General features: G+C 74.2%; 15 protein-coding genes. 5 read left to right on the top strand and 10 right to left on the bottom strand.

The features are described 5' to 3' along the window. Positions 1-135: 135 nt before the first annotated feature. The 3 genes from AC6CH6_RS09525 to AC6CH6_RS09515 all read left to right on the top strand — a co-directional run bounded on the left by AC6CH6_RS09525 (position 136) and on the right by AC6CH6_RS09515 (position 3,016). Complete coding sequence (locus AC6CH6_RS09525) at positions 136-1,698, top strand: high affinity choline transporter 1 (protein WP_498254949.1); 1,563 nt, start codon at positions 136-138, stop codon at positions 1,696-1,698. A gap of 143 nt (positions 1,699-1,841) precedes the next feature. Continuing rightward, positions 1,842-2,390, top strand: a complete 549-nt coding sequence (locus tag AC6CH6_RS09520; protein ID WP_498254948.1) for an RNA polymerase sigma factor — start codon at positions 1,842-1,844, stop codon at positions 2,388-2,390. Further along, complete coding sequence (locus AC6CH6_RS09515) at positions 2,387-3,016, top strand: methylated-DNA--[protein]-cysteine S-methyltransferase (RefSeq protein ID WP_498254947.1); 630 nt, start codon at positions 2,387-2,389, stop codon at positions 3,014-3,016. The genes AC6CH6_RS09520 and AC6CH6_RS09515 overlap by 4 nt, the downstream gene beginning before the upstream one ends. Positions 3,017-3,065: 49 nt before the next feature. Here AC6CH6_RS09515 and AC6CH6_RS09510 read toward each other — a convergent pair whose 3' ends face one another. From AC6CH6_RS09510 to AC6CH6_RS09465, 10 genes are all read right to left on the bottom strand, one after another. Further along, entirely contained in the window at positions 3,066-4,523 is a 1,458-nt protein-coding gene (locus AC6CH6_RS09510) for an amidase (RefSeq protein WP_498254946.1), read from the bottom strand. Beyond that, entirely contained in the window at positions 4,520-5,746 is a 1,227-nt protein-coding gene (locus tag AC6CH6_RS09505) for an amidohydrolase (protein ID WP_498254945.1), read from the bottom strand. Before AC6CH6_RS09505 ends, AC6CH6_RS09510 begins: the two co-directional genes overlap by 4 nt. Positions 5,747-5,804: 58 nt before the next feature. Then, complete coding sequence (locus AC6CH6_RS09500; protein ID WP_498254944.1) at positions 5,805-6,536, bottom strand: hypothetical protein; 732 nt, start codon at positions 6,534-6,536, stop codon at positions 5,805-5,807. A 26-nt stretch (positions 6,537-6,562) separates the two neighbouring features. Further along, the gene (locus tag AC6CH6_RS09495; RefSeq protein WP_133409534.1) at positions 6,563-7,288 is read right to left on the bottom strand and encodes a DUF5058 family protein; all 726 of its coding nucleotides are present in this window, start codon (positions 7,286-7,288) and stop codon (positions 6,563-6,565) included. 82 nt (positions 7,289-7,370) lie between these two features. Then, complete coding sequence (locus AC6CH6_RS09490; protein WP_498254943.1) at positions 7,371-8,624, bottom strand: M20 family metallo-hydrolase; 1,254 nt, start codon at positions 8,622-8,624, stop codon at positions 7,371-7,373. Between the two features lie 148 nt (positions 8,625-8,772). Next, a complete protein-coding gene (locus tag AC6CH6_RS09485; RefSeq protein WP_498254942.1) occupies positions 8,773-9,204 on the bottom strand; it encodes an allophanate hydrolase-related protein in 432 nt (143 codons plus the stop codon). Next, positions 9,194-10,546 carry an allophanate hydrolase gene (gene atzF, locus AC6CH6_RS09480; RefSeq protein ID WP_498254941.1) on the bottom strand — a complete coding sequence of 451 codons (1,353 nt, stop codon included), beginning with the start codon at positions 10,544-10,546 and terminating at the stop codon, positions 9,194-9,196. Before atzF ends, AC6CH6_RS09485 begins: the two co-directional genes overlap by 11 nt. A 37-nt stretch (positions 10,547-10,583) precedes the next feature. Beyond that, positions 10,584-14,228 (bottom strand): urea carboxylase, encoded by a 3,645-nt coding sequence (gene uca, locus AC6CH6_RS09475; protein WP_498254940.1) that lies wholly within the window; start codon positions 14,226-14,228, stop codon positions 10,584-10,586. Next, positions 14,225-14,926 (bottom strand): urea amidolyase associated protein UAAP2, encoded by a 702-nt coding sequence (locus tag AC6CH6_RS09470; protein ID WP_133409537.1) that lies wholly within the window; start codon positions 14,924-14,926, stop codon positions 14,225-14,227. Before AC6CH6_RS09470 ends, uca begins: the two co-directional genes overlap by 4 nt. A gap of 55 nt (positions 14,927-14,981) precedes the next feature. After that, a complete protein-coding gene (locus tag AC6CH6_RS09465) occupies positions 14,982-15,833 on the bottom strand; it encodes an urea amidolyase associated protein UAAP1 (protein ID WP_498254939.1) in 852 nt (283 codons plus the stop codon). A 144-nt stretch (positions 15,834-15,977) separates the two neighbouring features. On the opposite strand from AC6CH6_RS09465, the gene AC6CH6_RS09460 reads away from it, so the two are divergent. Then, the gene (locus AC6CH6_RS09460; protein WP_498254938.1) at positions 15,978-16,643 is read left to right on the top strand and encodes a TetR/AcrR family transcriptional regulator; all 666 of its coding nucleotides are present in this window, start codon (positions 15,978-15,980) and stop codon (positions 16,641-16,643) included. 135 nt (positions 16,644-16,778) lie between these two features. Continuing rightward, complete coding sequence (locus tag AC6CH6_RS09455) at positions 16,779-18,563, top strand: N-acetylglutaminylglutamine amidotransferase (RefSeq protein ID WP_498254937.1); 1,785 nt, start codon at positions 16,779-16,781, stop codon at positions 18,561-18,563. The last annotated feature ends 73 nt before the right edge of the window (positions 18,564-18,636 follow it).

Here is an 18,636-nt window from a genome sequence, read left to right as displayed (position 1 = left end):
AACTCTTCGGGGCGGGGCGCGGCGGTTAAACACAGACGTTACGGAGGAGAAACCACCGCGCCGCACCCCCCGGACATGCTTTACCTGTCAGATGACAGGAACTCCGCTCGGCGGAGCCCAGGCGGGGAGAAGCACATGATCATTCTCGGGGTCGGCATCACCGTGCTGGCGGTGCTCATCATCGGCGTGCTCGTGGCGCGCAAGGTGGACGGCGACAGCACCAACTATCTCGTGGCCGGCCGGCAGCTGGGGATGCCGCTGGTCGCGGTGTCCCTGACCGCGGCGGCCGTGGACTCGAACGCCACCGTGGGCAACACGGACCTCACCTCCGGCTACGGCTTCTGGGCCGGCGCCTCCCTGGCCCTCGGCCTGGCGGTGTGCCTGCTGCTCGCCGGGCTGTTCCTGGCCAAGCCCATGAACCGGCTGCGGCTGTTCACCCTGGGCGACTTCTTCCGGATCCGGTACGGCCGGACCACCGAGACGCTCGCCTCCGTGATCATGATCTTCGCCTTCACCTTCCTGCTCGCGGGCAACCTGGTGGCGTGCGGGTTCCTGCTCGAGTACTTCGCGAACGTCCCGTACTCGATCGGCGTGGTCGTGGCCAGCGCCCTGGTGCTCAGCTACACCCTGGCCGGCGGGCTGTTCTCCGACGCCTACACGGCGGTGCTGCAGACCGTGATCACGGTGGTGGCCGCCGTGGCGCTGATCGTGTGGGTCGCCCTGACCTACGGCATCGTGATCCCGGAGGGGATGGGCCCGTTCGACCTCGAGGAGCTCACGAGCTCGGAGGCGGGCGCCCCGATCAACTGGGCCACGCTCATCGCCCTCGGCATCGGCGACCTCGTGGCGATCGACTTCATGCAGCGGATCTTCGGGGCCAAGAGCCCCAAGGTGGCCCAGCGCTCGTGCTTCGTGGCCGCCGGCACCACCGCGGTCATCGGCACGATCTTCGCCCTCGTGGCCCTCACCGCCTCCTCCGTGCTGGGACTCTCAGCGGAGAACGGCCCCATCCTATACACGCTGCTGGGCGAGTACGCTCCCCCGCTGCTGGCGGTGCTCGTGCTCTCGGGCATCGTGGCCGCGTCCTTCTCCACGGCCTCCGGGGCCATCCTGGCCACCTCCGCCGTGACCGTGCGCAACGTCTTCAACGTCCGCCGCACCGAGATCTCCGGCGCCCACGACCCGCTGCTGCGCTGGACGCGCCTGGCCATGCTGCCGGTGGTGGTCATCGGTATCCTGCTGGCCGTGCGGGTCAGTCAGACCGGGATCCTGCTGACCCTGGCCTTCGACCTCATGCTCGCGAGCCTGTCCGCCTCGTTCATCCTGGGCACCTTCTGGCGGCGCCCCGGCGCCCGGGCCGCCCTGGCCGCGGCGTGCGTGGGCCTGACCAGCCGGCTGGTGTTCCTCGCGCTGACGCCCACGATCTACGGTGCCCCGAACGACCTCTTCCACCTCGAGAACACCCTCGTCACCAGCGCCTTCGACGGCTGGGCCACCCTCGTGGCCGGCGCCCTGGGCTGGCTCACCTACGTCCTGGTCGGTCTCACCGCGGCCCGCGCCCAGGTCGAGACGGACACGCAGCGGCTCGAGCTGTACCGGCTCTACCGCGAGCAGACCCCCTCCGGGTTCACGCCCCGCGTCCGCACGGCCCCGGTCCCCGCACAGCCGGCCGACCCGCCGGTCCCGGCCGGGGTCTGAGGACTCGGCCCGGCGGTCCCGGCCGGTCCCGGCTGGTCCCGCCAGGAGCGGCAGCGGGTACGGCTGCGGTCGGGTGCGTCAGGATGGAGGAGATCCGTCCGCGCCGATCTCACGTTTCGTCCGGTGCGGACGTCTACGAGGTGATGGACACGAAAGAGCCTTTCGAGACGCAGGTGACCCGGCACGGCCCCGTGGTGTGGCGGGTCTGCCGGGCGGTGCTGAGCACGTCCGCGGACGCCGAGGACGCGTGGTCGGAGACGTTCCTGGCCGCGCTGCGGGCGTACCCGGACCTGCCGGCCACGGCGAACGTGCAGGCGTGGCTGGTGACGATCGCCCACCGCAAGGCGGTCGACGTCGTCCGGGCCCGGTCCCGGGCGGCGGTGCCCGTGGCCTCGCTCCCGGAGCCACCGGCCCACCGGGACGCGCCGCACGAGCACGACTCCCCGCTGTGGGCGGCGGTGGCCGCCCTGCCGCCCAAGCAGCGGCACGCCGTGGCCTACCGCTATCTGGGCGGACTGCCCTACCGGCAGATCGCCGAGCTGCTCGGCGGCACCCCGGAGGCCGCCCGCCGGGCCGCCTCGGACGGCGTGGCCGCCCTCCGCAGGGTCCTCACCACGACCGCCCCCGCGAACGGCACGGGAACCCGCGCCGGGCACCGCACCCAGCTCGACCGGACAGGAGAGGACCGATGACCACGAACACCCTCGACTCGACCCCGCACTCCCCCCTGCGGAGCCTCCGCGCCGACCCCGTGCCGGAGACCGTGCTGCGCGGTCTGCACCGGCGCCTGGAGGAGGGGGCCGCCCGGGCGGGGCTGCTCGACGTCGCGTACACGACCGTCAGCACCCCGGTGGGCGTGCTGCTGCTGGCCGCTACGGAGGAGGGGCTGGTGCGGGTGGCCTACGCGCGGGAGGACCACGAGGCGGTCCTGCAGGACCTCGCCCGCCGGATCAGCCCGCGGGTGCTGCGCGCCCCGGCCCGCCTGGCACCGGCCGTCCGGCAGCTCGAGGAGTACTTCGCCGGGACGCGCACCGGCTTCGACCTCCCGCTGGACCGGTCGCTCTCGCACGGGTTCCGGCGCCTGGTCCAGGAGCACCTGCCCGAGATCGGCTACGGCCGCACGGAGAGCTACGGCGCGGTGGCCCGGTCGGTCGGGCGCCCGCAGGCCGTGCGGGCGGTGGGCACGGCCTGCGCCACGAACCCGCTGCCGGTGGTGGTCCCGTGCCACCGCGTGCTGCGCGGCGACGGCGGCCTGGGCGGGTACGTCGGCGGCCTGGAGGCCAAAGCGGCGCTGCTCGAACTGGAGACCGCGGCCTGAGCAGGACCGGCCGCCCCGGCACGACGCGACGTGCCGGCCCGGCCGCACCTCAGAGGCGCGGCGCGGCGTCCGCGTGCCGGGTGGCGTGGTCGTAGGCGCGGGCGGTCCGGAGCAGCTCGACGTCGCGCCCGTGCGCGGCGACGAGCTGCAGCCCCACGGGCAGCCCGCCGGGGCTGAAGCCGCCCGGCACCGAGACGGCCGGGCACCCGGTGGCCGAGATCAGGCTCGCCGAGCGCATCCACTCGACATATGTCTGCATCGGCATACCCGCGACCGTGCGGGGCCAGCGCTCCGCCGACGGGAACGGCAGCACCTGGGAGGTGGGGGTCAGCAGCACGTCCCAGCGGTCGAAGAACGCGCGCACCGCCTCGTGCAGGCGCGTGCGCGCCAGGGCGGCGTCCATGAGCTGCTCGGCGGTCAGCGCCAGTCCCTTCTCGACGTTCCACACGATCTCCGGCTTCACGAGCTCGCGGTGCTCCGCGACCACGGTGCGCAGGGCGACGGCCATGTCGAAGGCCCGGGTCACGTCGAACACCTCGTCGGCGTCGCGCAGGTCCGGGACGGCCTCCTCGACCACGGCACCGAGCTCCTCGAACACCCGCGCCTGGGCGACCAGCACCTCGACGATCTCCGGCTCCACCGGGACGCCGAGGCCGAAGTCCGTGCTCAGCCCGATCCGCACGCCGGCCAGGGGGCGGGCCCCCGGGTCGGGCGGGTCCTCCGCCGCGAGCGCCCGGAACCCGGTCCGCGGCGCCGGGCAGTCCAGGGGGATCCGCGGGTCGGGGCCGGCCAGCACGGACATGGCCAGGGCGAGATCGTCCACGCTGCGGGCCAGCGGACCGGAGCGGCCCAGCCATGCCCAGGCGTTGCCGGTGGGGGCCGAGGGCACGACCCCGGCGGAGGGCCGGAAACCGGCGATGCCGCAGAACGCGGCCGGGTTGCGCAGGGACCCGCCCATGTCGGAGCCGTCGCCCAGGGGCTGGATCCGGGACGCGATCGCCGCGGCCGCCCCACCGCTGGACCCGCCCGCGCTGCGGTCCAGCGCCCAGGGGTTGTGCGTGGTCCCGAAGACCTCGTTGAAGCTGTGGGAGCCCGCGGCGAACTCGGGCACGTTGTTCTTCCCGGTGCTGATCACCCCGGCCGCCGTGAACCGGGCGACGATCAGGTCGTCGTGCTCCGGGACGTGCTCGGCGAACACCGGGGAGCCGGACGTGGTGCGGATCCCGGCGGTGGCGTGGGTGTCCTTGTGCGTCATCGGCACCCCGTGCAGGGGCGGCAGCTCGTCGGCGGGCGTGGCGGCCGTCAGCTCGTCGGCGCGGGCGGCGGCCGCGTACGCCTGCTCGCGGACCTGCGTGACCACGGCGTTCACGGCGGGGTTCACGGCGTCGATCCGGGCGAAGTGGGCGTCGAGCACCTCCCGCGCGGAGACCGTGCGGGCCCGGACGGCCGCGGCGAGCTCCCGCGCGGAGAGCCGGAGCAGCTCCGCGGTCCCGGTTTCCCCCCTCATCGGGTGCCCACGCGGGAGAGGATCGCGCTGACCGCGGCCGTGACGCCGGTGCTCAGCGTGGGCTCCACGACGGGGGCGAAGAACGGCGAGTGGTTGGTCGGCACCGGTGCGTCGCCGTCGACCGCCTCGTCGGACATCCCGCCGAAGAACCAGTAGACACCGGGCACCCCGATGGCGTCGGGCAGGTGCCCGAAGTCCTCGCTGCCCATCTGGGCGGGACGGTCCAGGACGTTCTCCGCCCCGAGGGCCGCACCGAGCACGGCGCGGAGGGAGTCCGTCTCCGCCGGGTCGTTGACGAGCAGCGGGAAGGTGTAGATCTCGTCGATCCGGGGCTCCGGGGCGCCGGAGGTCACGGCCTCCCCGCGGATGACCCGCCGGAGCGCCGCCAGCACCTGCTCCCGGACGTCGGCGTCCAGGTTGCGGACGTTGACGGTGAACTCCGCGACCGCCGGGATGATGTTCTCCTTGAGCCCGGCGTGGAAGCTGGCGATGGTGATCACCGCCGCCTGCTGCGCGGGGATCTCGCGGGAGACGATGCTCTGGACCCGCACCACCATGTGGGCCGCGAGCACCACGGGGTCGATCGTGTCCTCCGGGCGGGAGCCGTGGCCGCCCCGGCCGTGGACCGTGACCTTCCAGCCGTCGGCCATGGCCATGGCCGGGCCGCTGGTGAGCTCCACCTGGCCGGCGCGCCCGGGCCAGACGTGCTGGCCGTAGACGATCTCGGGGCGGGGGGCGCGGTCCCACAGGCCGTCCTGCAGCATGGCCATCGCGCCCTCGGCGGTCTCCTCGCCCGGCTGGAACAGGAAGACCACGGTCCCGGCCCAGGCGTCGCGGTTCCCGGCCAGCAGGGTGGCCGCCCCGACGGCGCTCGTGATGTGGGTGTCGTGCCCGCACGCGTGCATGACGGGGACCTCGGTCCCGTCGGGCAGCACGCCCCGGGCGGTCGAGGCGTAGTCCAGGCCGGTGTCCTCCGCCACGGGCAGGGCGTCGGTGTCCGCGCGGAAGCCGACCACCGGTCCCTCGCCGTTGCGCAGCACGGCCACCACCCCGGTGCCGCCGCAGACGAAGGTCTCGCAGCCGAGGGCGTCCATCCGCGCCCGGATCAGCTCGGCGGTCGCGTGCTCCTGCATGGACAGCTCGGGGGCGCCGTGCAGGTGGCGGTACAGGGTGTGCAGGTCCTCGCGCAGCTCGGCGGGGATCTCGGGCAGGGTCGTGGTCATGACGTCCTCTCGTGGGCGGGGTGCGGGGCGGGGGTCTCGGGGAAGGCGGCCCGGGTGGTCACGGCAGGCTCTCGTCCCCGGGTGCGGCGTGCTCGGCCTTCCGGTCACGGAGCACCCACGCCAGGACCATGGTGGCCAGGACCACCACGGCCGTGGCGAAGTTCCGGAACGTGGCGCCCAGGACCGGCACGAGCAGCAGCTGGACGACCGCTCCCACCACGAGGGCGATGAGGAGGATCCGCGGCTGCTTCACGTAGGCGGCGAGCTGGACGATCACCGCGCCGATGATGGCCGGGAAGATGTAGAGCCGGGCGACCTCGACGACGGGTTCGGGCACCACGCTGACCAGCCATGTGCCGAGGATGCCGACGAAGAGCAGCAGGGAGACGATGTGCACGACGGCCGCGCCGCAGATGGCCATGACGGCCGCGAGCTCCGCGCGCCGGGTCCCGGGCTTGGCGCCGATGGCCGCCTGGGCCACGATCGCGGAGGGCAGCAGCTTGTTCGCGATGTTCCCGATCATGAAGGCCTGGTACATCGCGGCGGGCCCCAGCACGGGGTAGTAGGTGATGGGCTCGACGACGGCGAGGATCGCGAAGACCGCCGCCACCGCCAGGAAGGCGGTCACCACGTCGGACAGCGGGATCTCCAGACCGGAGAAGAGCAGCAGGTAGATCGGGCCGGCGTAGGAGAACAGCAGACCCAGGATCATGGTGAGCCGTCCCCAGCGGGACGTGGTGCGGTCGTAGACGGCGTAGGCGGTGGCTGACGTGCCGGTCGGTGAGGCCATGACGACTCCTTCGGGTTCTGGGGTGCTCAGGCCGTGGCGCCCATGCCGGCGCCGTGGGCGAAGTAGGCGACGACCAGGCCGATGATGATCGAGAAGCCGAGGCCCCACTCCCGCAGCCACGGCGCCCTGAGGGCCCGCGCGAGCAGCAGGCACACGGCCATCACGATGGCGGAGACCACGACCGTCAGGATGTGCACGGAGCTCTTGGGGAGCTCGGCGATGCCCAGGGAGGCGAAGGCGGCCAGCAGCGCGGCCGAGGGGACGATCGCCATCAGGGCGGGGTTCACCGATCGGAGCTTGACGTCCCCCCGCTTCAGCAGGGGCGTCAGGATCAGCGTGGACAGCATCCACAGACCGCCGGAGAGGCTCATGGCCAGGAAGGCCACGGTGAAGACGTCCGGTGTCCAGCCCGCCCCGCCCAGTTCGGCGTCCAGGGTCCCGGCGGCGAGGTTGGCCGAGGAGGTCTCGGTCGCGGCCGAGCCGACCAGTCCGATGCGCACGAGGACGGCCGGGGCCCCGAACAGCGGGAGCAGGGCGACCGCGACGACGACCACGGCGAGGGACGGGCCGATCGCGGCGACACCGCCCGAGCGGAAGGACTGGCGCAGGTCCTGGCGGGTGAAGCCGACGTCGGGGCCCACGAGCCGGGCCGCTCGCACGTAGATGACGGTCTGCAGGATGATCACGGCGAAGACCGCCAGGGCGCAGAACCACAGGAAGGGCATGTTGACGTAGTCGGACAGCGTGTTCATGCGGAGCCTCCGTTCAGGGATGACGTGCTCGGGTCGTGGCCGTCCGGAGGTCCCGGCGGCCGGAGGTCACAGCGCCCGGAGGTCACAGCGGCGCGGTGTCGAGGGCCCGGAGGGTCTCGCCGAGGACGTGGACGCCCCGGCCGATCTCCAGGGGGTCGGTCCACTCCTCGGGGCAGTGGCTCCGGCCGTCGCGGGAGGGGACGAAGATCATCGCCATCGGCGCCAGGGCCGCCATGTGCACGGCGTCGTGCGTGGCGCCGCTGGGGATCGGCCGCCAGGAGTACCCGAGCCGGTCCGCCGTCGCGGCGACGACGTCGTGGGCGCGCGGATGGGCGTCGACGACGGGGTTGTCCGTCGTCCAGTCGAACTCGACGTCGACACCGTAGCCGCGGGCGGCGGCGAGCACGGTCTCCCCCAGCCTCCGGCGGGCCCCCGACAGCCACGACCGGTCGATGCTGCGCAGCTCGCCCCGCAGGTCGACCGCACTGGGGACCACGTTGGGGGACGGCGAGAGGTTGTCGGCGTGCGTGGCGGTCGCCACCCCGTTGCCGGGCGCCCCGCAGCCCTCGCGGCGCACGGCCAGGACGGCCTCGGCGGCGGCCACCAGGGCGTCCTGCCGGTCGGCGACGGGCCTCGTGCCGGCGTGGTCCTCCCGGCCGGCGAAGTGGGCCACGAAGCGTTCGATGCCGCAGACGGAGGTCACCACGCCGATCTGCTCCCCGCCCTGCTCGAGCGCCGGCCCCTGCTCGATGTGGAGCTCCACAAAGGCGTGCAGCGGACCGGGATCGAGACGGGACGGCTGCAGCACCGCGGAGGGGTCGAGGCCGAAGTCCTCGTAGGCGGCGGCCAGGGTCCGCCCCGCCCCGTCGCGGCGGCCGAGGTCGGCGGCCGTCGTCTCCCCGGCCATGGACCGGCTGCCCAGGCAGCTGAGGCCGAAGTCGTTGGGCTCCTCGCCGAGGAAGTCGACGACCAGGAGGTCCCGGGACAGCGGGGCGCCCGAGGCGCGGATGCTCCGGGCGACCTCGACGGCCGCCAGCACGCCGACGACGCCGTCGAAGCGCCCGCCGCCGTCGACGGTGTCCGTGTGGGATCCGGTCATCAGTGCGGGCGCGGAGGGCCGGGAGCCGGCGAGCCTGCCGACGAGGTTCCCGGCGGCGTCCCGGTGGACCTCCAGGCCGGCGTCCCGCATCCGGGCCGCGACCCACGCGCGGGACTCCCGATAGGGGTCGCTGAACACCTGGCGCGTCCACCCCCGGCGGTCGTCCCGGCGCAGCTGGGACAGCTCGGCGACCTGCTCCTCGACCCGCTGGGTCGTCTCCTCCAGCTCGAACTGCATCGCGCACGTCCTTCCTGCTGAGCGGTCGGGTCCTGCGCTGCCCGCGCGGCCGGGCAGCGGCGCCGGGGAGCGACGGACGGCCCTGTCGGTCATGCCGCACGTTACCCAGTCCGGCGCCGTCCGACCAGGGCTGAGCGGTCCGGACCGCTCAGCCGGCGGCCGCCCGGTAGGCGGCCCAGCCGCCGTGGACCGTGATGTCCTCGGCATCCTCGAGCGCCCAGGGCTCCGCCAGGAAGCCGGGCAGCTCCCGGCCGTCGGCGAGCTCGACCCTGCCGATGGCCATCGGCGCGGGCAGCCCGGCGACGAACGTGCCGAACGCGGCGGCGTCCAGCGCCCAGACCTCCACGGCCAGGGCCGCCCCGCGGCCCGGGACGCGCACCACCCCGGGCTTGGCGGGCACGGTGTCCAGGGCGAACATCCGGTACGCGGCGGCCGTGGTCGTGGCCTCCACGAAACGGGCGGCCAGGTCGAGCAGCTGCGGGTTGAGCGGCTGGCCGCGCAGGTGGGCGCCCGCGACCACGAGCAGCAGCTCCGGGGCGGAGGTGGACGCGGACACCGCGGGCGCGGGATCAGCGGCCATCGAAGCCTCCCTCCCGGGCGACGTCCACGAGCCGGTCGTCCTGGAACGTGTCCCCCACGAGCTGCACGCCGAAGGGCAGGCCGTCCACCCGGCCGGCGGGGACGGCGAGCGCGGAGAGGTCGAGCAGGTTCACGAAGTTGGTGAAGCGGCCCATCCGGCTGTTGGCCCCCACGGGATCGGCCGCGACCTCCGCGAGGGTGGGGTGGGACGTGGTGGTGGGCAGCACGAGGGCGTCGAGCGCGCCGAACACCTCCCGGGCCCGGCGGGCGCAGCCGTCGAGGAACTCCTGGTCGGCGAAGACCCGGTGGGCGGGGACGTCCCGGGCGCCGGTGACGATGCGCCCGACCGTGGGGTCCACGTCCTCCGGGTGGGCGTCGACGAACGCGCCGACGGCCGTCCAGCGCTCGGCGACGAACGCGCCGTCGTAGAGCAGGGCCGCGGCCGCGAGGAACGGCTCGATGTCCACCGGCACGGTCCGGAAGCCCCGCTCCCCGAGCCGGCGGACGGCGGCGGCGTAGGCCTCGGCCCAGCCGGGGGCGAGCTCCCCGAGCTGCTCCGGCTCGGCGAAGCCGACCACGCGGTCCAGCCGGGCCGGGCGCGGCGCGGCGGGCGGGCGGGAGCGGGCGTCGCCGTCGTCGACCCCGGCCATGACGTCCGCCGCGAGGCGGGCGAGGCGCAGCTCCCGGGCCATGGTGGTCACCACGTCCTGGCTCCGGCACGCGGGCACCACCCCGGTGGAGGGCACGGTGCCCTTGGTGGGCTTGACCCCGTACAGCCCGTGCAGGGCGGCGGGCACCCGCCCGGAGCCGGCGGTGTCGGTGCCCAGGGCGAAGTCCGCGAAGCCGAGGGCCACGGCCACCCCGGAGCCGCTGGAGGACCCGCCGGAGATCCGGGCGGGATCCTCCGCGTGCCGGACCGCGCCGTACGGACTGCGGGTGCCGACCAGCCCGGTGGCGAACTGGTCGAGGTTGGTGCTGCCCAGCACCACCGCGCCCGCCTCCTTCAGCCGGCGGACCACCACGGCGTCGCGCTCCGGCTCGTAGCCGAAGGCGGGGCACGCCGCGGTGGTCGGCAGACCGGCCACGTCGATGTTGTTCTTCACTGCGAACAGGGTCCCGGCCAGCGGCAGGTGCTCGCCGGCGGCCCGGGCGGCCAGCGCCCGGGCGACGTCCTCGGCCACGTCCTGCTGGGGGCGCAGGCCGATCCACACCTCGGGCCGGTCCGCCTCCTCGATCAGGCGGTAGCGCCGTGCCACGAGCTCGTGGGCGGTGCGCTCGGCCGCGCCCGGGTCCGGGGATCCCGCCGGGGCCGGGGGTGCTGCGGTCTCTGCTGTCGTGGTCATGGGTGCTCTCCTCGTGCTGGGGGGTCCGGGCCGCTGCTCAGACCGTCTCGGTGGCCGGTGCGGGGTCGGCCGGTGCTGTGCCCGCCGGTGCTGGGGCCGCCGTGCGGACCACGGCCAGGACGGCGCCCGGGCCCACGTGCGCCCCGGGCTCGACGACGATGCTGTGCACCACGCCGTCCGCGGGGGCCGTCACGGGGGCCTCCATCTTCATGGCCTCGACGGCCATCAGGGTCTGGCCCTCCCGCACCGTCTCGCCCACCCGGACGTCCACGCGGAAGACGTTGGCGGCGAACTGCGCCTCGACGCCCTCGCACCCGTCGGGGATCTCCACGGCGACCTCGTCCTCCGGGACGACCTCCGCGAGGGCGGCGACCCGCTCGAACTCGCCCGCCTCCTCCCAGGCCCGGCGCTCGTCGTCGAAGGCCGCCCTCCGGCGGGCCTCGAAGGCGTCGATGCCCTCCCGGTGCTCGGCGAGGAAGGCCTGGTACTCGGCCATGGAGAACTCGCCCTCCTCGATCCGCAGGGGGAGCCGGCCCACGGCCATGTCCGCGCGCATCTCCGCCAGCTCCTCGGAGGACACCGGGAACCACTTGATCCGGTCGAAGAACCGGAGCAGCCACGGGGTGCCCTCCTCGTAGGGCCCGCGCTGCCGGTGGGTGGACCACACCTGGGTGGTCCGGCCCACGAACTGGTAGCCGCCGGGGCCCTCCATGCCGTAGATGCACAGGTACGCCCCGCCGATGCCCACGGCGTTCTGCGGGGTCCAGGTCCGGGCCGGGTTGTACTTCGTGGTCACCAGCCGGTGCCGGGGGTCCACCGGGGTGGCCACGGGGGCGCCCAGGTAGACGTCGCCCAGGCCCAGGACCAGGTACTCGGCGTCGAAGAGCACCGAGCGGACGTCCTCGACCGAGTCCAGGCCGTTGATCCGGCGGATGAACTCGATGTTCCAGGGGCACCACGGGGCGTCGTCGCGCACGCCCTTCTCGTACCGCCGGATGGCCTCCCGGGTGGCGGGGTCGTCCCAGGACATCGGCAGGTGCACGGTGCGGCTCGGCAGCCGCAGGTCGTGCGTGGGGGGCAGCCCGGCGTCGAGGACCAGCACGCGCTCGAGCACCTCGTCCAGGCCGAGCCGGTCCGGGTCGAGGTGGACCTGCAGGGAGCGGATGCCCGGGGTCATCTCGAGCACGCCGGTCAGCGCACCGTCGTCGACCTGCTGCTGCAGGGCCCGGCGCAGCGCCTCGATCCGCATCCGGGAGGCGATGTCCAGGGTCATCTCGCCGTACTCGACCAGCACGTTGGAGTCGCCGCTGCGCCGCACGGTCAGGGAGGGGCGGTCCGCGGTCGCGGGCACGGAGGTGACCACGCCGCCGTCGACCACGGCGTCCCGGCCCGGGGCCACCCGGGCCCGCGGGTCGCGGCGCAGCTCCGCGGCCTGGGCCTGGGTGATGGGCACGAAGCGCACCCGGTCCCCGGCGCGGAGCTGGCCCAGCTTCCACTTCTGGCCCTCGGCCACCGTGGCCGGGCACGTGAACCCGCCCAGGCTGGGGCCGTCGGGGCCGAGCAGGATGGGCATGTCCCCGGTGTAGTCCACCGCGCCCACGGCGTACGGGGTGTCGTGGATGTTGGAGGGGTGCAGGCCGGCCTCGCCGCCGTCGCGGCGGGCCCACTGGGGCTTGGGGCCCACCAGGCGCACGCCGGTGCGGTCGGAGTTGAAGTGGACCTCCCAGTCGGCGGCGTAGAACTCCTCCATGTCGGCCACGGTGAAGAACTCGGGGGCGGCGTGGGGGCCCTCCAGGACGCCGACCTCCCAGTAGGCGCCCACCTGGGGGCGCTCGGCCAGCGGGACGTCGGCGACCTCGTGGGGCACGGCCGGGGTGCTGATCCCGAGGACGTCGCCGGGGGCCAGGGCGCGGCCGGCGGCGCCGCCGATCTCGCCCTGCACGAAGGTCGCGGCGGAGCCCAGCACCAGCGGGACGTCCAGGCCGCCCTCCACGAGCAGGTAGGCGCGCATGCCCTGCTCGGCGCGGCCGATCGCCAGGACGTCCCCGGCGGCCAGCTCGAGCACGGTCCACTGCGCCACGGGCTCCCGGTTGACCAGGACCTCGACGGGGGCGCCGGTCACCATGACCCGGCTGGGCGTGTGGAAGCGCAAGGTCGGCCCGGCCGCCGTCACCTCGAGGCCGGCGGCGCGCTCGGGGTTGCCCAGCGCCTCGTTGCCCAGCCGGAAGGACAGCTCGTCCATGGGGCCCGAGGGCGGGATGCCCACGGGCCAGTACCCGATCCGCCCGGGCCGGTCCTGGACGGTGGTCAGCAGCCCGGACCGCAGCACCTCGAGGCGCGGCTGGGCGCTGCGCACGCCCTCCAGCGTGGCGGTGGAGTGCTGCACGTCCCGCACCGCGGGCAGCCGCGGGACGGCCCGCAGCACGCCCAGGTTGGTGGCCACGCCGTGCACGCGGGCCTGCTCGAGGGCCGCCTCCAGCCGCGCCCACGCCTGCTCGCGGTCCTCGCCGTGGGCCACGAACTTGCTCAGCAGGGGGTCGTAGAAGGCGCTGACCTCGGTGCCGACCTCGATCCAGGAGTCCACCCGGATGCCGTCCGGGACCACGAGGCCGGTGACGGTGCCCGCGCTGGGCAGGTTGTCCAGGTCGGTGTTCTCCGCGTACACCCGGGCCTCCACGGCGGCGCCGCGGGCCGTGGGCTCGGCATCCATCATGGTGCGGTCGCCGCCGGCCAGCCGGAGCATCCACTCGACGAGGTCCACGCCGTAGACGGCCTCGGTGACGGGGTGCTCGACCTGCAGGCGGGTGTTGACCTCGAGAAACGCCGCCTCCTGGCGGACCGGGTCGTAGACGAATTCGACGGTCCCGGCGGAGCGGTAGCCGACGGAGGCGCACAGCCGCCGGGCGGCGTCGTGGATCGCGGCGCGCACGGGACCGGGCAGGTCGGGGGCCGGAGCCTCCTCGACCACCTTCTGGTGGCGGCGCTGGAGGGTGCAGTCGCGGTCGCCGACCACGAGGACGTCGCCGCGGCCGTCGCCGAAGACCTGCACCTCCACGTGCCGGGCCCGCTCCACGAGCCGTTCCAGGAAGACCCCGGCGGAGGAGAAGTTCGCCCCGGCCACGCGCCGGACGCTCTCCCACGCCCCGCGCAGGTCCTCGGCGTCGCGGCACTCCTGCATGCCGATCCCGCCGCCGCCGGCGGTGGCCTTGAGCATCACGGGCCAGCCGATGCCCTCGGCCTGCGCGAGCGCGTCCTCGAGCGAGTCGAGCAGGCCGGTGCCGGCGAGCAGGGGGACCTCGGCGGACACGGCGGCGTCCCGGGCCGTGTGCTTGGACCCGAAGATCCGCAGCTGGTCCCCGGTGGGGCCGACGAAGGCGATCCCGGCCGCCTCGCAGGCCTCGGCGAACCCGGTGTTCTCGGAGAGGAAGCCGTAGCCGGGGTGGATCGCCCCGGCCCCGGTGCGCCGGGCCGCGGCGATGATCTTCCCGATGTCCAGGTAGCTCTCCGCGGCGGGCGAGGCCCCGAGGTGCACGGCCTCGTCGGCCGCACCGACGTGCAGGGCGCCGCGGTCGGCGTCCGAGTACACGGCCACGGCCCGCAGGCCGAGGGCCTGGACGGAGCGGATGATCCGGACGGCGATCTCGCCGCGGTTGGCCACGAGGACGGTGTCGAAGGCGCTCATGCCCGGGCCTCCTGCCCGGCCGTGGCGACGGAGGTGCCGGCGGAGACGATCATCTCGGCACGGGACGGGTCGAAGCCGTTGCACGGGTTGTTGATCTGCGGGCAGTTGGAGACGACGACGAGCACGTCGCGCTCCGCCCGCAGGCTCACCGACAGCCCCGGCGCGGAGATGCCGTCCACGATGCCGAGCGCGCCGTCGGGGTCCACCGGGACGTTCATGAACCAGTTGACGTTGGAGACCTGGTCCCGCTTGCCCAGGCCGTACTTCGAGAGCTCGGTGAGGAAGTTGTCGGCGCACCCGTGCTGGGACCAGGTGTGGTGGCCGTAGCGCAGGGTGTTGGACTCCTTGGAGCAGGCTCCGCCGAGGGTGTCGTGGCGCTCCACGTCCGTGCCGACGACGGTCAGCAGCGGGTCGTGCTCGTTGCTGCGCAGCACCGACCCGGCGGTCAGGTAGACGCTGTCCTGGCCCTGCAGGGTGGCCTGCGCGCTGTAGGCCCGGGCGGTGTCCACGGCGTCGTAGACCAGGAAGTCGACGGCCTGGTTGCCGTCCACGTCCACGATGGTCAGCACCTGGCCGGCGGTCAGGACGGCGGACCAGGGGGCGAGGGGCGCCACGGTCTCGCGGCGGAGCTCGGGGCCGAACCGGGACGCGAGGGCTCCGGCGGCCGGGGTAGTGGTGCGGGTGGTGGTGGCAGTCATGGCGGGGTTCCTCGTTCTCGTCGCTGGTCTCGTCGCGGTTCTCTGTGCGCGGGGCTCAGGCCAGGCCGCGGGCGCGGAGGTACTCGGCGGTGTTCTGGTAGGCGCGGCGGCGCTCGGGGGCCGAGTTCCAGGCGGGGGCCTCGGGCGAGGTGGCCCTGGCGCGCCAGGCGACGACGTCGAGCGGGGTGCTCACGTACTCCTCGCGCGGGTCCAGCGGGTGGGCGGAGTTGGCGATCAGCAGCACGCACGGCATCTCGGTGACGAGGGTCAGGGCCGCGCCCGCCCCGGCGGAGCCCGTGAACACCGGCTGCCCGGAGGGGGCGATCTCGACGCCCTGGAAGAAGGAGACGCAGGGCGGCACGTCCCGCCGGGCGAGCCCGTGCTTGGCGCCCGCCAGGACCAGCAGCTCGCGGCCGGCGGGGCTGGGGCCGTGCGGCTGGCCGTCCCCGTAGCGCTCCTCGTTGCGGGCCCGGGAGCTGGCGCCGTAGAGGGCGTCGTGGCGGCCCGAGCTGTCCTCGACCACCGTGGCCATCGCGCGGCCCTGGTCGGAGAGCAGGACCTGTCCCGCGCCGGAGTAGACCTGCCACTGGATCTTCACGGTGTCGGCCACGTTGAGCCGCTCGAAGGGCTCGAAGGCGTTGTAGAGCAGGACCGAGGCGCAGGCGTCGCCCCGCACGTCGGTGAGCCGCACGGCGGTGCCGCGGTCCAGGACCTTGTGCGTGTAGTTGCCGCCGGCCACGCGCTCGGCCCACACGAGGTCCTGCGGGGCCACCCGGGCCGGGGCCCCGGTGGAGGTGGTGGACGGGACGGTGGGGCGGCACTCGACCGCGGTGCCCTCCTGGGCGCGGGCGTGGGCCCGGGCCCCGGCGGTGGTCCCCGTGGAGGACGTGGTCTGGGTGTCGGTCATGGCCGGCTCCTTCTGCCGAGAGGCTTTTCTGTCGCTTGACAGATATAGAACCAGGGCCGGATTTCCCCCGGGTTCGGCGTCTGTTTCGGCCGTGTAACCGCCGTCCCGGCACCGGGCCCGGCGGGGATTGGTAGGTTCGGTGGCGTGACGAAGAGCCGAGGACGCCCGCGCAAGAGCACCACCTCCCCCACCGGGCGCGGCGCCGAGCAGGACATCCTCCACGCCGCCGGAGAGCTCTTCGTGCGCCACGGCTTCGGCCGCACGAGCACCCGGGCCGTCGCCGAGGCGGCCGGTCTCCAGCAGGCGAGCGTCTACCACTGGTTCCGCTCCAAGGAGGACGTCCTGCTGCGCCTTGTGCTCGGCACCGTGCTGCCCTCGCGCCGGCTGGCCGAGCGGCTGCTCGCGGCGGACGCCCCCGGGCACGTGACGCTCTGGGCCCTGTGCTTCGCGGACACCCGGCTGCTCCTGGAGGACCCCCAGAACCTCGGGGCCCTCTACTTCGCCCCCGAGCTGCGCACGGAGGGCTTCGAGGAGTTCCACGAGAACCGGGACGCGCTGGAGCGGATCTACGGGACGCTGCTGGAGCGGACCAGCGGGCACCCCGCCACGGCCTTCGACGCCGCCGTGGTCATGGGGCTCGTGGAGAACGTGATCCTCCAGCGGCAGCGGACGGACCCGCGGTTGCCCGGGGACGCGGCCGCCCGGATCGCGGACGCGGCGCTGCGGCTGGCGGAGGCGCCCGGCCGGGTCACGGAGGAGACCCGGAGCCGGGCCCGGGACCTGCTGGAGCGCCTCGACCGGGAGGGCTGACGCCCTGCCGGCGGCGGGCGGCCCGCTCTCACCGGGCCGCGGGGTCGGCCCGACCCCGTAGCATGGGGGGATGCTCTCGCGCCACGGATCTCCGGTCTCGACCAGCCCTGCGCCCCGGAGCGGAGGTGAGCGCTGATGTGCGGCATCGCCGGTGAGGTCCGGTTCGACGGCGCCGCCGCGGACCCGGGCACGATCCACCGCATGACGTGCGCCCAGGCCGGCCGCGGCCCGGACGGGCAGGGCGCCTGGGCCCAGGGGCCGGTGGCCATGGGCCACTGCCGGCTGAAGATCGTCGACCTGAGCCCCTCGGGCGGGCAGCCGATGGTCGACTCCCGGCTGGGGCTGTCGATCGTGTTCAACGGGATGATCTACAACTACCGGCAGCTGCGCGAGGAGCTGCGCGGGATGGGCTACGAGTTCTTCTCCACCTCGGACACCGAGGTGGCCCTGAAGGCCTACCACCGCTGGGGCCGGGAGTGCGTCTACCACTTCCACGGCATGTTCGCCTTCGCGATCACCGAGCACACGAGCGGGCGCACCGTCCTGGCCCGCGACCGGCTGGGCATCAAGCCGCTCTACGTCGACCACACGGGGGCGCGGCTGCGGTTCGCGTCCACGGTGCAGGCGCTGCTGGCGGCCGGGGACGTCGACACCTCGATCGACCGCACGGCCCTGTCCTACTACCTCACCTTCCACTCGGTGGTCCCGGCCCCGCGCACGATCCTCAAGGGCGTGCGGAAGATGCCGCCGGCGACCGTGCGCACGGTCGAGCCCGACGGCTCGGCCTCGGACCACGAGTACTGGAACCCCCAGTTCACCCGCGACGAGGACCGCTCGGGCTGGTCCGAGCAGGACTGGCAGGACGGGCTCGTCGAGAAGCTGCGCACCGCGGTGAAGCGGCGCATGGTGGCGGACGTCCCCGTGGGCGTGCTGCTCTCCGGCGGCATCGACTCGAGCCTCGTCGTCGCCCTGCTCGCGGAGAGCGGGCAGGAGGACCTGCAGACGTTCAGCATCGGCTTCGAGTCCCGGGGCGAGGAGTCCGGGGACGAGTTCGAGTTCTCGTCCCTCGTGGCCCGCCGCTTCGGCACCGACCACCACCAGATCGCGATCGACGACGCCCGCCTGGTCCCGGCGATCGACCGGACCGTCGCCGCGATGAGCGAGCCCATGATCAGCCACGACTGCGTGGCCTTCTACCTGCTCAGCGAGGAGGTCTCGAAGCACGTCAAGGTGGTGCAGTCGGGGCAGGGCGCCGACGAGGTGCTCGGCGGCTACCACTGGTACCCGCCGCTGGCCGACGTCGCGCGCGACGACGCCCGGAAGACCTACTCCCAGTCGTTCTTCGACCGGCCGTGGTCCCGGCTCGCCAAGGTCCTCTCCCCCGAGTGGATGGCGACCCACGACGCGCCGACCGCGTTCATCGAGCGCCACTTCGGCCGCCCCGGCGCGGAGACGGCCGTGGACGCCGCCCTGCGCACCGACTCCACGGTGATGCTCGTGGACGACCCCGTGAAGCGCGTGGACAACATGACCATGTCCTGGGGCCTCGAGGCGCGGGTGCCGTTCCTCGACCACGAGCTCGTGGAGTTCGCCGGGCGCATCCCGCCGGAGCTCAAGCTCGCCGACGGCGGCAAGGGCGTGCTCAAGCGCTCGGCGCGCGGCATCGTCCCGGACGAGGTGATCGACCGGAAGAAGGGCTACTTCCCGGTCCCGGCGATCCGCACCCTGGAGGGCGGGACCCTGGACCGGGTCGAGGCCGCCCTGACCGACCCGGCGGCGGTGCGGCGCGGGCTCTACAACTCGGAGGTCGTGGAGACCCTGCTGGCCGACCCGAACCAGCACCACACGCCGCTGCGCTCGAACGTGCTGTGGCAGCTGGGCCTGCTGGAGATGTGGCTGCAGGAGAACGGCATCTCCTGACCGCACGGGACCGGACCGACGACGGCGCGCCCCGTCACCCGCTGCGGGTGACGGGGCGCGCCGTCGTCGCCGG

This window comes from Kocuria sp. GQ42 (assembly GCF_059758435.1).
The sequence above is the reverse complement of the archived record's forward strand: the minus strand, read 5'-3'. Positions and strand labels throughout refer to the sequence as shown.

What these genes read in the sequence shown, in the direction of transcription:
- AC6CH6_RS09520 (WP_498254948.1), top strand. Translation starts at nt 1,842, where the DNA reads ATGGACACGAAAGAGCCTTTCGAGACGCAGGTGACCCGGCACGGCCCC.
- AC6CH6_RS09485 (WP_498254942.1), bottom strand. Translation starts at nt 9,204, where the DNA reads ATGGCCGCTGATCCCGCGCCCGCGGTGTCCGCGTCCACCTCCGCCCCG.
- uca (WP_498254940.1), bottom strand. Translation starts at nt 14,228, where the DNA reads ATGAGCGCCTTCGACACCGTCCTCGTGGCCAACCGCGGCGAGATCGCC.
- AC6CH6_RS09500 (WP_498254944.1), bottom strand. Translation starts at nt 6,536, where the DNA reads ATGGCCTCACCGACCGGCACGTCAGCCACCGCCTACGCCGTCTACGAC.
- AC6CH6_RS09495 (WP_133409534.1), bottom strand. Translation starts at nt 7,288, where the DNA reads ATGAACACGCTGTCCGACTACGTCAACATGCCCTTCCTGTGGTTCTGC.
- AC6CH6_RS09490 (WP_498254943.1), bottom strand. Translation starts at nt 8,624, where the DNA reads ATGCAGTTCGAGCTGGAGGAGACGACCCAGCGGGTCGAGGAGCAGGTC.
- AC6CH6_RS09510 (WP_498254946.1), bottom strand. Translation starts at nt 4,523, where the DNA reads ATGAGGGGGGAAACCGGGACCGCGGAGCTGCTCCGGCTCTCCGCGCGG.
- AC6CH6_RS09515 (WP_498254947.1), top strand. Translation starts at nt 2,387, where the DNA reads ATGACCACGAACACCCTCGACTCGACCCCGCACTCCCCCCTGCGGAGC.
- AC6CH6_RS09470 (WP_133409537.1), bottom strand. Translation starts at nt 14,926, where the DNA reads ATGACTGCCACCACCACCCGCACCACTACCCCGGCCGCCGGAGCCCTC.
- AC6CH6_RS09455 (WP_498254937.1), top strand. Translation starts at nt 16,779, where the DNA reads ATGTGCGGCATCGCCGGTGAGGTCCGGTTCGACGGCGCCGCCGCGGAC.
- AC6CH6_RS09505 (WP_498254945.1), bottom strand. Translation starts at nt 5,746, where the DNA reads ATGACCACGACCCTGCCCGAGATCCCCGCCGAGCTGCGCGAGGACCTG.
- atzF (WP_498254941.1), bottom strand. Translation starts at nt 10,546, where the DNA reads ATGACCACGACAGCAGAGACCGCAGCACCCCCGGCCCCGGCGGGATCC.
- AC6CH6_RS09525 (WP_498254949.1), top strand. Translation starts at nt 136, where the DNA reads ATGATCATTCTCGGGGTCGGCATCACCGTGCTGGCGGTGCTCATCATC.
- AC6CH6_RS09465 (WP_498254939.1), bottom strand. Translation starts at nt 15,833, where the DNA reads ATGACCGACACCCAGACCACGTCCTCCACGGGGACCACCGCCGGGGCC.